General features: G+C 60.1%; 11 protein-coding genes. 5 read left to right on the top strand and 6 right to left on the bottom strand.

Features of this window, described 5'->3' with window-relative positions; genetic code table 11:
- Window positions 1-13: 13 nt before the first annotated feature.
- From agaV to kbaZ, 3 genes are read right to left on the bottom strand one after another with little or no spacing between them, the layout of a single operon-like run.
- Window positions 14-487 carry a PTS N-acetylgalactosamine transporter subunit IIB gene (gene agaV, locus AAHA39_RS19070; RefSeq protein WP_320656320.1) on the bottom strand — a complete coding sequence of 158 codons (474 nt, stop codon included), beginning with the start codon at window positions 485-487 and terminating at the stop codon, window positions 14-16.
- Window positions 487-1,656 (bottom strand): SIS domain-containing protein, encoded by a 1,170-nt coding sequence (locus AAHA39_RS19075; RefSeq protein WP_201968390.1) that lies wholly within the window; start codon window positions 1,654-1,656, stop codon window positions 487-489. Before AAHA39_RS19075 ends, agaV begins: the two co-directional genes overlap by 1 nt.
- A gap of 12 nt (window positions 1,657-1,668) precedes the next feature.
- A complete protein-coding gene (gene kbaZ / locus AAHA39_RS19080; RefSeq protein WP_320656319.1) occupies window positions 1,669-2,982 on the bottom strand; it encodes a tagatose-bisphosphate aldolase subunit KbaZ in 1,314 nt (437 codons plus the stop codon).
- Window positions 2,983-3,256: 274 nt separating this feature from the next.
- On the opposite strand from kbaZ, the gene AAHA39_RS19085 reads away from it, so the two are divergent.
- Together AAHA39_RS19085 and cysQ are read left to right on the top strand one after the other, a co-directional pair.
- Window positions 3,257-4,117, top strand: a complete 861-nt coding sequence (locus AAHA39_RS19085) for a DeoR family transcriptional regulator (RefSeq protein WP_104016662.1) — start codon at window positions 3,257-3,259, stop codon at window positions 4,115-4,117.
- Window positions 4,118-4,164: 47 nt separating this feature from the next.
- Window positions 4,165-4,920 carry a 3'(2'),5'-bisphosphate nucleotidase CysQ gene (gene cysQ, locus AAHA39_RS19090; RefSeq protein WP_208737758.1) on the top strand — a complete coding sequence of 252 codons (756 nt, stop codon included), beginning with the start codon at window positions 4,165-4,167 and terminating at the stop codon, window positions 4,918-4,920.
- A gap of 79 nt (window positions 4,921-4,999) precedes the next feature.
- Here cysQ and AAHA39_RS19095 read toward each other — a convergent pair whose 3' ends face one another.
- The 3 genes from AAHA39_RS19095 to AAHA39_RS19105 all read right to left on the bottom strand — a co-directional run bounded on the left by AAHA39_RS19095 (window position 5,000) and on the right by AAHA39_RS19105 (window position 7,486).
- Window positions 5,000-5,296 carry a YciI family protein gene (locus tag AAHA39_RS19095; RefSeq protein WP_069556199.1) on the bottom strand — a complete coding sequence of 99 codons (297 nt, stop codon included), beginning with the start codon at window positions 5,294-5,296 and terminating at the stop codon, window positions 5,000-5,002.
- Between the two features lie 24 nt (window positions 5,297-5,320).
- Entirely contained in the window at window positions 5,321-5,872 is a 552-nt protein-coding gene (locus AAHA39_RS19100) for a septation protein A (RefSeq protein ID WP_071914774.1), read from the bottom strand.
- 90 nt (window positions 5,873-5,962) lie between these two features.
- A complete protein-coding gene (locus tag AAHA39_RS19105) occupies window positions 5,963-7,486 on the bottom strand; it encodes an aminotransferase class V-fold PLP-dependent enzyme (protein WP_320656318.1) in 1,524 nt (507 codons plus the stop codon).
- A 174-nt stretch (window positions 7,487-7,660) separates the two neighbouring features.
- Between AAHA39_RS19105 and trhA the strand changes: the two genes are divergently transcribed.
- From trhA to AAHA39_RS19120, 3 genes are all read left to right on the top strand, one after another.
- On the top strand, window positions 7,661-8,296 hold the full coding sequence (gene trhA / locus AAHA39_RS19110) for a PAQR family membrane homeostasis protein TrhA (protein ID WP_320656317.1): 636 nt from the start codon (window positions 7,661-7,663) through the stop codon (window positions 8,294-8,296).
- A gap of 117 nt (window positions 8,297-8,413) precedes the next feature.
- Window positions 8,414-10,075, top strand: coding sequence for a putative transporter (locus AAHA39_RS19115; protein ID WP_043849840.1), 1,662 nt, complete (start codon window positions 8,414-8,416; stop codon window positions 10,073-10,075).
- Between the two features lie 232 nt (window positions 10,076-10,307).
- The coding region (locus AAHA39_RS19120; protein WP_342690034.1) for a retention module-containing protein at window positions 10,308-11,742 on the top strand (1,435 nt) is incomplete at its 3' end.

Raw genomic sequence — 11,742 nt, forward strand, 5'->3', positions numbered from 1 at the left:
CAATTGTCCTTAATCAGAGCAAATTGAAAATGTCCTGTGCCGGTTCGGTCGGCACGCCCTGGACATAGCACTCGACACAGGCGTCCCGCAGGGCGCGAAATGCGGTGATGTCCTGTTCGTCCACGGATACGGTCTTGTGGATTTGACGCTTGCCGTCGGCGTAATGCATGTTGCCGACGTTGATCCGGGAGATGGGGACACCTCCCTGAACCAAGATGTTGAAATCGTTAGGGTTTTTGCAGACCAGCAGGATCTTCTGGCGATCCGCCGCCTTGTGGATGTTGTCGATCACCTTCTGGAGCGGCCAGAACCGCACCGCAATGCCTTCGGCCAGCACCATCTCCATCAGGTTCTGCTGGATGGGGTCCTCTGCCACCTCGTCGTTGGCGACCAGCACCAGATTGGCACCGGCAAAGCCGACCCACTGGACACCGACCTGACCGTGGATCAGACGCTCATCGATCCGGCTCAATACGATATTGGGCATCACAGCACTCCTTCTTGGTGGAACGGATAGATATTGACCCCCTGTACGACCCGGTTGACCTGACCGGTGGGGCAGGGATTGTCCGGGCTGATCCCCAGTCCCAGCGAGGTATGGAAGGCGTAGTACTGGGCATAGAGCAGGTAGCAGAAGGCGAGCTGGGCATCGTCGCCATGCAGGGTGTGGGGCAGGTAGATGTGCTCCCCCTCCTCGATGGCGGGATGGCGCTGGTCAGCGATGGCGACCACCCGGGCGGCCTTGCCATCGCTTCGCAGCTCGCGCAGCAGATCCAGATCGTATTGCCGGGTGTAAGGGTCGTTGGAGATGAGCAGCACGATGAGCGTCTGTTCGTTGACGACCGATTTCGGGCCGTGGCGAAAGCCGGTGGGGGAGTCGAACATGGCGACCAGACGGCCGGCGGTCAGCTCCAGCAGCTTGAGTGCCGCCTCCTGCGCCACCCCTTGCAGACTGCCGCTGCCAAGATAGATGACCCGTTCGGGCAACGGCTCGTTCCAGGCCGGTACGCGCTGTACGACCTGCTCCAGAATGGCGTCACTGGTAGCGACCAGCTGCTCGCAGCGCTGGCGGTTAAACCGCTCTGGCAGAAAGAGAGCCAGACAGCTCAGCATCATGCTGGTCAGGCTGCTGGTCATGGCGAAGCTGCGATCATTGGTCTGGGGTGGCATCAGCAGGGCCAAAGAGTGGGCATCTTGCTGGCAGCGGCGATAGAGCGCCCCTTCACCGTTGCAGGTCAGCACCAGATGGTGGCAGTGGCTGAGCAGCTGACTGGCCAGTTCGACCGCCGCCACGCTCTCGGGGCTGTTGCCGGAGCGGGCAAAGGAGATAAGCAGGGTCGGGCAATCTTCGGCCAGATACTCGGCCGGGTCGGTGACGATATCCGTGGTGGCGATCGCCTCGACCCGGGCATGCAGGTGGGCCGAGAGATAGGGGGCGAGCGCCCGACCGGCAAAGGCGGAGGTGCCAGCCCCGGTCAGGATGATGCGCAGCTCTTGCCGGGCGAGCAGGGGGGTCAGAAAACGGGTCAGTGCAGGACGGCACTCCTCGACCATGGCGAGGGTCTCGCGCCAGGTGGCGGGTTGCTGGCGAATTTCACGGGCAGTCGCCAGGCCATTGGCACTGCGCAACATCTCTTCTGAATAACCAAGGATCATGTCTGCAACTCCTTATACAACGGGGTCGAGCTGGGAATGGCGGCGAGAGGCCGCAGTGCAGGCGCTGGCGTAGTGCCGCAGCACCTCCTGCACCTGATCGAGAATGAGGTCATGGGGATTGGCCGAGAGCGTGCCCTGACGCACCTTGCGATACTGCAGCGGCAGATGCTGGCTCAGCAGGGGGAGCGGGATGGGCTCCGCCGCCAGATTGGTCAGCAATCTGGCGTAGCACTCATCGACCCGGCTATCGGGCCAGTAGTAGCGAATGCGATCCGAGTAGCTGTAGCCACGGGCCAGCCGGCACTCGTTGGCACTGCCCTGATAGTGGCTGCGCCAGAAGTCGGGGCGCTCCAGCATGGTCTCTTCCATCACCTTGCGCAGACCTGAACAGGCCTTGGCAACCACCAGTTCCTCCTCGATGGCGGCAAGGGCAAACAGCGCTTCGCGCAGGGCGAAGGTGAGGGCAGGGCCGACCTTGAGAATGGCAAAGTGGTCGCGTACCAGCTGGCGGTAAGCCTCGGGAGTCTGGTAATCGGTGGAGTGGGCCTCGAATACCATGTGGGGATAGGCTTCGATCATCCGGCTAAGAGGGGCCGCTTTTTCGGGCCGGTAATCGATGACGCGGGTATGGTCAAACTCGACGCCGGGTTGCACCACCAGACCGATCACCCTCGGCCAGATATGGGCCAGCCCCGCCTTGTTGAAGGCCTCTTGATGGGCCTCGAGGGTGTGGCGCGCCGCCTCCGGCGTGGTGACCGCCAGCTCGGCAAGATCTTCATGGGCACCGCCCGGCACCGGCACCTCGGTGCCAATCACATAGACCAGATCGCTCTCGCCAAAAGTGGCCAGACAGGTTTGCTCGGCGATCTGCGCCAGCCGTGCCGCCCTTTCAGCGACCAGCTCGTCGGTCAGGGGAACGGGATCGCCCTGACAGGACATGCTGCAGTCGAGGTGGATCTTCTTGAACCCGGCAGCGACATAGCTGGCGATGAGATCTTCGGCATGTGCCATGGCCTGCTCGGCCGGTTCCCCCTGCCAGCGGTTGGGGCCCAGATGGTCGCCCCCCAGAATGAGGCGCTGCACCGGAAAGTGACACTGTGCCGCCAGCTCGTAGAGGCGATCGCGAAAGTCAGCGGGGGTCATGCCGGTATAGCCGCCAAACTGATCCACCTGATTGGATGTGGCCTCGACCAGCAGCAGCTCATCCCCTTCGGCGGCCAGCCGCAGCGCGGCCTCCAGCACCAGCGGGTGAGCGGAGCAGACGGCGTAGATCCCGGTCTGTTCTCCCTGTTTGTGTCTTTCGACCAGTGCCAGCATGGATTTCATTTTGATGTCCCTTGGTTGCTGCGGATGGAAATGCTCTTTCGATTTCTTTTCTTTACGGTAGTGGGGAGGAAAAGAAAACGAAACAAAAGAGTCGTCAGATCTTGAAAGGGATCACAAAAAGAAAGGTATCGAAAGTATTTGAATAGTAGGGAAAGATGATGAGAGTGGTGGTAAAGCGTAATGAAGGCTTGATTTGGCACCTTCGCTGAGCGTTAATATGCAAACGTAACGAAGTGAAAGCGATCTTTCACTACAGCATTCCGGCAGAAGAACTATGCAAACAAGCGAAAAAGGTGCGCTCGGAACCAGCGAGCGGCGGGAGCGGATTATTCAGCAGCTGCGCAGCAATGGCAGCGTTCAGGTCAACGAGCTGGCGAGTCACTATCAGGTCTCTACCGTGACTATCCGCAACGATCTGGCCTTTCTGGAGAAGCAGGGGGTGGCCGTGCGCGCCTACGGCGGCGCCCTGTTGTGCGAGCCGGGCCAGACGGTGCCGGAGCGCACCATTGCCGACAAGAGTGTGCTCAATACTCCCGTGAAACAGCGGATCGGCGCGCTGGCGGCGACCCTGGTGCCCTCAGGTTGCCGCCTTATCCTCGATTCGGGGACGACAACACTGGAGGTGGCGCGACATCTGAAGGGACATCAGGAGATCCTGGTGATGACCAACGGCATGAACGTGGCGAATGAACTGCTCGAAGCAGAAGGGGTGGAGCTGCTGATGACAGGCGGACATCTGCGCCGCAAGTCGCTCTCCTTCTACGGTGCGCAAGCGGAGCAGTCCCTGCAAAACTACCACTTTGACATGCTGTTTCTCGGGGTGGATGGCATCGATCTGGAGCGCGGCGTCAGCACCCATCATGAGGATGAGGCACGCCTCAACCGCTGCATGTGTCAGGTGGCCGAGCGGATTGTGGTGGTCACCGACTCCAGCAAGTTTGGCCGGCGCAGCCTGCACAAGATCATCGATACCCTGCGTATTCACACCCTGATCACCGACGATGCCGTGCCTGCCGATATCCTTTCCGGCCTGCGCAATGCCGGTATCGAAGTGCTGCTGGTACCGGCCGATGGCAGCACGGGACAAGAGAAGCGGGGGCAATATAATCCAGTGCAATCAGCTATAAGCGGTTGATGACAAACGCGATAGACTGGGTTTCTCACTCACTGATCGAGCCTGTTATGTACCACCCCGATATCACCGAACTTGAACCTGTCGCCCGAGCGGCGGGGGCGGCCATCATGGCCATCTACAGCCAGCCCTTCGCGGTGGAGTACAAGAGCGACGAGAGTCCGCTGACCGCGGCTGACAAGGGGGCTCATGAGGTGATCGTTCAGGCGTTGGCACGGCTGACACCCGGCATCCCTGTATTGTCCGAGGAGTCGGGGCCCGAGGTGATGGCGGCGCGCCACGGCTGGTCACGCTACTGGCTGGTGGATCCCCTCGATGGCACCAAGGAGTTTGTCTCCCGCAACGGCGAGTTCACCGTCAATATCGCGCTGATTGAAGAGGGGACGCCGCGCTGGGGATTGGTCTATGCCCCTGTGCTGGACAAGCTTTGGTATGGCGGCAAGGGCGCGGGGGCCTGGCGCATCGCCGATGGTAAGTGCGAGTCCATCCAGACCCAGCCTCATCGTGAAGGAGAGGTGTGGCGAGTGGTGGGCAGTCGCAACCACCTGTCGCAGGAGACCCTCGATTTCTTGGCTCCCTTTGGTGAGATCGAACTGGTCTCCATGGGCAGTTCGCTCAAGTTCTGCATCATCGCCGAGGGTGGCGCCGAGCTCTATCCGCGCCTCGCCCCCACCTGCGAGTGGGATACCGGTGCGGCGCAGGCGGTGCTGGAGGGGTCGGGTGGCTGCGTCACCCAACTCGATGGCTCACCGCTGCGCTATAACAAGCCAGACATCCTTAACCCCTGGTTTGTAGCCAGGGCATAAACGAGATATCGGGATGCAAAAAGGCCGGACTGGAGTGAACTGCCAGTCCGGCCTTTTTTATTTCGCTATTCGCTTCGGATCAGAAGACCTTCTTGAACGGCTTGATGGTGACTTTGGCATAGACGCCAGCCGCCACATAGGGATCGGCATCGGCCCAGGCTTTGGCGTCAGCCAGCGAGGCAAACTCGGCGATGACGGTGCTGCCGGTAAAGCCGGCATCGGCCGGATCCTCGGCATCGATGGCCGGGTTGGGGCCGGCAGTCAGCAGCCGCCCCTCATCCTGCAGGGCTTGCAGGCGAGCCAGATGGGCGGGGCGAACCTGCTTGCGCAGCGGCAGGCTGCCCTGAACATCTTCGGAGTAGATGAGATACCACATGAGACAATCCTTTTCTGATGAGGGTTATTTTTTAAGCTGTTCTTTTTGATCAGCCGGAATGTGGCGGTAGAGGTAGACACCGCTGAGCAGGGTGAAGATCAGGGTCATGCCGAGCAGGCCGAACACCTTGAAGTTGACCCACATCTCCTGCGGCAGGTTGAACGCCACGTAGAGATTGAGCAGGCCGCAGACGGCAAAGAAACCGGCCCAGCCGAGGTTGACCCGATCCCAGATGGCGTCGGGTGCCTGCAGCTCCTTGGCCAGCATCTGCTTGATCAGGTTCTTGCCAAAGCCATAGCGGCTGATGAGCAGACCCAACGCAAACAGGGCGTTGATGACGGTCACTTTCCACTTGATGAAGGTGTCATCGTGGAAGAACACTGTGAGACCGCCAAAGAAGCCGACCAGCAGGAAGGTAAAAAGCTGCATCTTCTCGACCTTGCGATAGCGGATCCAGCTATAGGCGAGCTGCAGACCGGTGACCACCACCAGGGCGCCAGTGGCCATGTAGATGTCGTAGAACTTGTAGACCGCAAAGAAAACGATAAGTGGAATAAATTCAATAAATTGCTTCATTTCTGACGCCTAGTCCTCAAAGATGGCCTGCAAATTTTGCCCAGTCTACCTGCACGGTGGACAACGGCAAATGAATAAGACCGCTCATTTTTACGCCGGTTCCGCGCTGTCGCCAAACAGTTGGCGAGCAATGGTGAGCCCCAGTCGCTGCTGATCGGCCAGCAGGTCGCGGATATGGCGCTCTTCAATCAGGGGGTTGAGCAGCACGGCGCGCAGCAGGGTGAGGGGTTGGGAACCGTAGCGCACCACGGCGCGCTGGGTACGGGAGACGAAGCTGTGCCCCTCGGCGCGCTGGGCTTTTTGCAGCGCCACGTTGAAGGCGTTGACCTGCTCGTTGGCCGCTTCATCCAGCACCTTGCCCTGCAGATGGGGCGGGATGCAGCGATAGGAGAGCAGATTCATCACCGGAGCAGACATCAGCTCGAAGGCCGGATTGCTGGTAATAAGTTCGGCCATCAGCCGGGCCCGGTCGTAGTTGGCCTCGATGAGGTCGGCATAGCCTTGCTGGCCGAACAGCTGGAAGGCGGCATCCAGATAGAGGGCATTGGCCGGGCGGGTGCCCTCCAAGGTAAAGCGGCCCTGATCGAACGAGGTGGCTCGGATGGCATAGGGCGCCTCCCGCTTGACCGCCATCATCAGGTCGGGCTGGCGGCAGAGCAGCATGCCGGTACCGAGCGGCACCAGCAGCTGTTTGTGGCCATCCAGAGTGACGGTATCGGCGTGCTCGATCCCGGCCAGCAGGTTTTGATAGCGGGGAGAGAAGAGGGTCGGGCCACCCCAGGCGGCATCCACGTGGAAGTGGATCTGCTCGCGTTCGGCGATGGCGGCCAGCTCCGGCAGGGGATCTATGGAGCCAAAGTCGGTGCTGCCCGCCACGCCGACCAGCGCCAGCACTTTCAATTTTTGCTCTTTGCACTGGAGCAGCGCCTGTTCCAGCGCACCCAGACTGAGCCGGTTCTGCTCGTCGGTCTCGAGGCGCCAGACGCTGTGGGCGCCCAGTCCCAGCAGATCCATCCCCTTGTCGAAGGAGTAGTGCATCAGCCGTGAACCGAGAATGACGGCGCCGCGATAGCCCTGTTCATAGAGGGCGAACAGGTTGTCGCCGCAGGCGCGGTTGCGGGCCAGCCAGAGGGCGGTGACGTTGGCGATGGTGCCGCCGCTGGTCATGACACCGAGGGCGGCATCCTTGGCATGCATCTGCTCGCCGTAGAAGGCATCGTCCATGCCGTAGATGAGACGGTGCAGCTTGGCCAGCACCTCCCGCTCCAGAAAGCTGAGCAGACGGGAGGACTCCATCTTCATCGGATTCTGGTTGAGCATCACCACCAGACGGGAGAGCTCGGCAGTGAAGGCCGGCAATGGTGCCGTCATATGACCCATGTAGCGTGGCGAGGTGAGGTGAGAGGCGCCGGGTACCAGGGTGGCCAGCCGGGCGAGATAGGCCTCGGTCGAGCAGCCGCTGGCGGGCATGCGGGACTGGTCGAGCTGATGGGTGAACAGGTCGCGCTGGTAGGGGGCCTGACTGTCGTCGGAGTGGTGGAAGGTCTCCAGCAAGGTGCTCATCGCCTCGCCAAAGGCGGGATCCGCTTGTGCAAACAGCTCAGTCAACTTCATCAGGTTCTCCAGACCAGGTCACCGGGGTAGGTGTCTATGCCGCTTCTGTCGGGCATCGGCGGCAGAGCATACACCAAAGGGGGGCGGGTGACAGCCACCCCATTTTTTAAGCGAACACTTGTACTCTGAAATGGCGCTGGGTAGAGTGTCGCCAATGATGACGGAGTGAATGTTATGAGTGGTGTGATGGATTACTCCCCCCGGGAGGAGCTGGCCAACCGGCTGAGCCACGGTGCGGGATTGTTGCTGGGTATGGCCGGGTTGGTGCTGCTGCTCATCAAGGGGTGGGGGCAGGGCACGCAAGCGCTGGTGAGCTACAGCCTCTATGGTGGCAGTCTGGTGCTGCTCTATCTCGCCTCGACCCTCTACCACAGCATGGCGGAGGGCAAGGCGCGACGTTGGTGCAAGGTGTTTGATCACTGCGCCATCTATCTGCTTATTGCCGGCACCTATACCCCCTTCCTGCTGGTGGCGCTCGATACGCCGCTGGCGCGCGGGCTGATGGTGGTGATCTGGGGGCTGGCGCTGGCCGGGGTGGTGTTCAAGCTGATATTCATCAACCGCTTCAAGAAGTTGTCGCTGTTTACTTATCTGATGCTGGGCTGGCTGTCGCTGGTGGTTATCTATCAGCTCTATATCCATCTGGCTGGTGAAGGGCTGCTGCTGCTCGCGGCGGGCGGGCTGGTCTACAGCCTCGGGGTGATCTTCTACGTTGCCAAGCGAATTCCCTACAACCACGCCATCTGGCATCTGTTTGTGCTGGGGGGCAGCATTTGTCACTTTATGGCCATTTATGGCTATGTCGTTTAATTAACCCTTAATTGGTATTTTTGCCGCACCAAAGGATAAATTCGTGCGTTATCACACAGTTGGCGGCATCGTTTGCTGACAAGCTAAGGACAGTTCAATTCGCAAAGGATGCACACAATGAGTGATATCGCGCTTTCCATCAGCATGTTGTCGCTGGTGGCAGTGCTGGGGCTCTGGCTGGGGAACTGGCGAGTCTATGGCGTCGGGTTGGGGATAGGAGGGGTGCTGTTCGGCGGCATCATAGTCGGCCACTTTGCCGGCCTCTCCGGTCTCGCACTGGATGAACAAACCCTGCACTTCATTCAAGAGTTCGGTCTGATCCTGTTTGTCTACACCATCGGCATTCAGGTTGGTCCCGGCTTCTTCTCTTCTCTGCGCAGCTCCGGTCTCAAGCTCAACGGCTTTGCGGCCCTGCTGGTGCTGCTCGGCGGCGTGGTCGCTGCGGCCCTGCACCAGCTGTTCGATGTGCCGCTGCCGGTGATCCTCGGGGTATTCTCCGGTGCGGTCACCAATACTCCTTCGCTTGGTGCGGGCCAGCAGATCCTGGGTGAACTGGGCGCAGCTCCCGGCTCCACTGGCCTGATGGGGATGGGCTATGCGGTTGCCTACCCGTTCGGTATCTGCGGCATTTTGCTCACCATGTGGCTGATCAGGGTCTTCTTTCGCATCAAGGTTGAGGAGGAAGCCGCCCAGTTCGAGCTGCAGACTGGCAAGACCAAGGAGAGCCTGCAGACCATCAACATCGCGGTGCGCAACCCCAATATGCATGGCCTGATGCTGAGCGAGATCCCGAGTCTCGACGAGGCTGATGTCATCTGCTCACGGCTCAAGCGCGGCGATGAGCTGATGGTGCCGCGGCCCGATTCGCGCATTGAGTTGGGCGACCTGCTCCACCTGGTGGGTGAGCGCCATGCGCTGCACAAGGTGCTGCTGGTGCTAGGGGAGGAGGTGGAGACCTCGCTCTCGACCCGTGGCACCGACCTGCGTGTCGAGCGGGTGGTGGTGACCAATGAGCAGGTATTGGGCAAGAAGATCCGCGATCTCGACATCAAACAGCGTTATGACGTGGTGATCTCCCGCCTCAATCGGGCCGGTATCGAACTGGTGCCGACCAGCCAGACCAGCCTGCAGTTTGGTGACATCCTCAACCTGGTGGGGCGCCTCGATGCCATCGAAGCGGTGACCAATGTGGTCGGCAACGTGCAGCAGAAACTGCAGCAGGTGCAGATGCTGCCGGTCTTTATCGGGATCGGCCTTGGCGTGCTGCTTGGCTCCATCCCCTTCTATCTGCCGGGCTTCCCGGCCGCGCTCAAGCTCGGCCTGGCGGGCGGGCCGCTGGTGGTGGCGCTGATCCTGTCGCGGATCGGCAGCATCGGCAAGCTCTACTGGTTCATGCCGCCCAGTGCCAACCTGGCGCTGCGGGAGATCGGGATCGTGCTGTTTCTGGCGGTGGTCGGCTTCAAGTCCGGTGCCGGCTTCGTCGATACCCTGATCCACGGCGATGGCCCCTCATGGATGCTCTACGGCGTCGCCATTACCCTTATTCCGTTGCTGGTGGTCGGGGTGCTGGCTCGCCTCTATGGCAAGATGAACTACCTCACCCTGTGTGGTTTACTGGCCGGCTCCATGACCGATCCTCCCGCGTTGGCCTTCGCCAACGCAATGCATCCGACCAGCGGCGCCAGTGCTCTCTCATATGCCACTGTCTACCCGCTGGTGATGTTCCTGCGGATCATCTCGCCGCAGCTCTTGGCCATCATCCTCTGGGCTGGCGCATAACTCTCTGAAATGGCAGGTGCATGGTTTGTCATGCTCCTGCCATATTTCTGTAATGTACTGATAAAATTGATTTTATTTTATATCCCTCCGTTAGCGCTGACCCTTCTGGCCGGCTGAACAGTTCAGCCCCAAATCAGTCTATTCTTTCGAATTTTCTCACTGGTTATTTCCACTGCCTGTGTGCAAAGTAGGCTGTGGCTTTTTGCATGCAAATCAGGATTCAGGAGAGAACATGACTACCAATGCCATTACCTTGGAACAGGGCGTAACCGTAACCCAACTCAAAGGAAAGATTTACCTGCTTGCCGCAGACGGCAGCCGGAAGCTGTTGGTTGAAGGGGATGTACTGCCAAAAGGGGCTGTGATTGTCTCTCCCGATGGTGGCAGCTTTATGGGCGGCAACCAGTCGTTCAATGTGCAGCCGGCCGGTCAGCCGAGCGAGTCGGCCGAAGAGGGAGAAGCTCCCCAGCTGGCACAAAACGGTGCACCCGGCACTCCGAACGATATCAATGCATTGCAACAAGCCATTTTGGGCGGCGCTGACCCGACCAAGACTTTTGAAGCCTCTGCCGCGGGTGGCGCACCTGCCGCTGGCGGTGGCGGCGTCGGTGGTGTTGCTGGCGCCAGCGGCAACGGCGGCTTTGTCACCATCGACCGAGTAGGGGATGCCACCATCTCCCAGGCGGGGTTTGATACGACCAATCCCGTCGATACCGGTGTTATCGCCAATGCCTTGCCGGGGACCGACAATCAGCTGGTCGACCTTGTGCCGCCGGTGATCACTGTATCTGCTCCTGATAACACCAATGACACCACCCCAACTCTGACCGGTACCACTGATGCTCCGGCTGGCAGTATCGTGACCCTTCTGGTCACCGATGCGAATGGTAATCAGCAAACCCTTACCGCGATAGTCAATCCAAACGGCACTTTCACTGTCGATGTTGTCACGCCCCTGGCTGAGGGCTCTTATACCGTCACGGCCAGCGTCACCGATCCTGCGGGGAATACAGGCACTGCAAATGAGAACGGTAGTGTAGATGTGACAGCTCCTACCATCAGCGTCGATGCGCCGGACAATACCAATGACACCACCCCGACCATTACTGGCAAGTCTGATGCTGCACCGGGCAGTGTCGTTACTATCTTGGTCACCGATGCCAAGGGCGGTGAGCAGACGCTTACCACCACTGTGAAGCCGGATGGCAGTTACAGCGTGGATGTGACCACGCCGCTGGCAGAAGGTGGCTACAAGGTGGACGCCAGTGTGACCGATGTAGCGGGTAACACCGGCAAGGCAACCGACAATGGCAGTGTCGATGTGACTGAGCCGACCATCAGTGTGGATGCGCCGGACAACACCAACGACACGACTCCGACCATTACCGGTACGACGGATGCTCCGGCCGGCAGTACCGTCACCTTGGTCGTGACCGATGCCAGTGGTAACCCGCAGACTCTGACCGCCATCGTGCAACCGGGTGGTAGTTATAGCGTAGATGTCGCCACCCCGTTGGCGGAGGGCCGCTACAAGGTAGATGCCAGCGTGACTGACCTAGCGGGTAATGCAGGTAAGGCGATGGATGATGGCAGTGTAGATAGTGTGGCCGCGCCGGCGCCGACCGTTGAACTGCAAGGCGCAGGTAGCGACGACGTCTACAACAAGG

Origin of the sequence: Aeromonas sp. SE22 (assembly GCF_038739755.1) — a bacterium.
Taxonomy (GTDB): domain Bacteria; phylum Pseudomonadota; class Gammaproteobacteria; order Enterobacterales; family Aeromonadaceae; genus Aeromonas; species Aeromonas jandaei.

Coding starts and splice junctions, on each gene's coding strand:
- AAHA39_RS19095 (WP_069556199.1), bottom strand. CDS start 5,296: ATGTGGTATCTCATCTACTCCGAAGATGTTCAGGGCAGCCTGCCGCTG.
- AAHA39_RS19075 (WP_201968390.1), bottom strand. CDS start 1,656: ATGATCCTTGGTTATTCAGAAGAGATGTTGCGCAGTGCCAATGGCCTG.
- AAHA39_RS19115 (WP_043849840.1), top strand. CDS start 8,414: ATGAGTGATATCGCGCTTTCCATCAGCATGTTGTCGCTGGTGGCAGTG.
- AAHA39_RS19100 (WP_071914774.1), bottom strand. CDS start 5,872: ATGAAGCAATTTATTGAATTTATTCCACTTATCGTTTTCTTTGCGGTC.
- agaV (WP_320656320.1), bottom strand. CDS start 487: ATGCCCAATATCGTATTGAGCCGGATCGATGAGCGTCTGATCCACGGT.
- trhA (WP_320656317.1), top strand. CDS start 7,661: ATGAGTGGTGTGATGGATTACTCCCCCCGGGAGGAGCTGGCCAACCGG.
- kbaZ (WP_320656319.1), bottom strand. CDS start 2,982: ATGAAATCCATGCTGGCACTGGTCGAAAGACACAAACAGGGAGAACAG.
- AAHA39_RS19085 (WP_104016662.1), top strand. CDS start 3,257: ATGCAAACAAGCGAAAAAGGTGCGCTCGGAACCAGCGAGCGGCGGGAG.
- cysQ (WP_208737758.1), top strand. CDS start 4,165: ATGTACCACCCCGATATCACCGAACTTGAACCTGTCGCCCGAGCGGCG.
- AAHA39_RS19105 (WP_320656318.1), bottom strand. CDS start 7,486: ATGAAGTTGACTGAGCTGTTTGCACAAGCGGATCCCGCCTTTGGCGAG.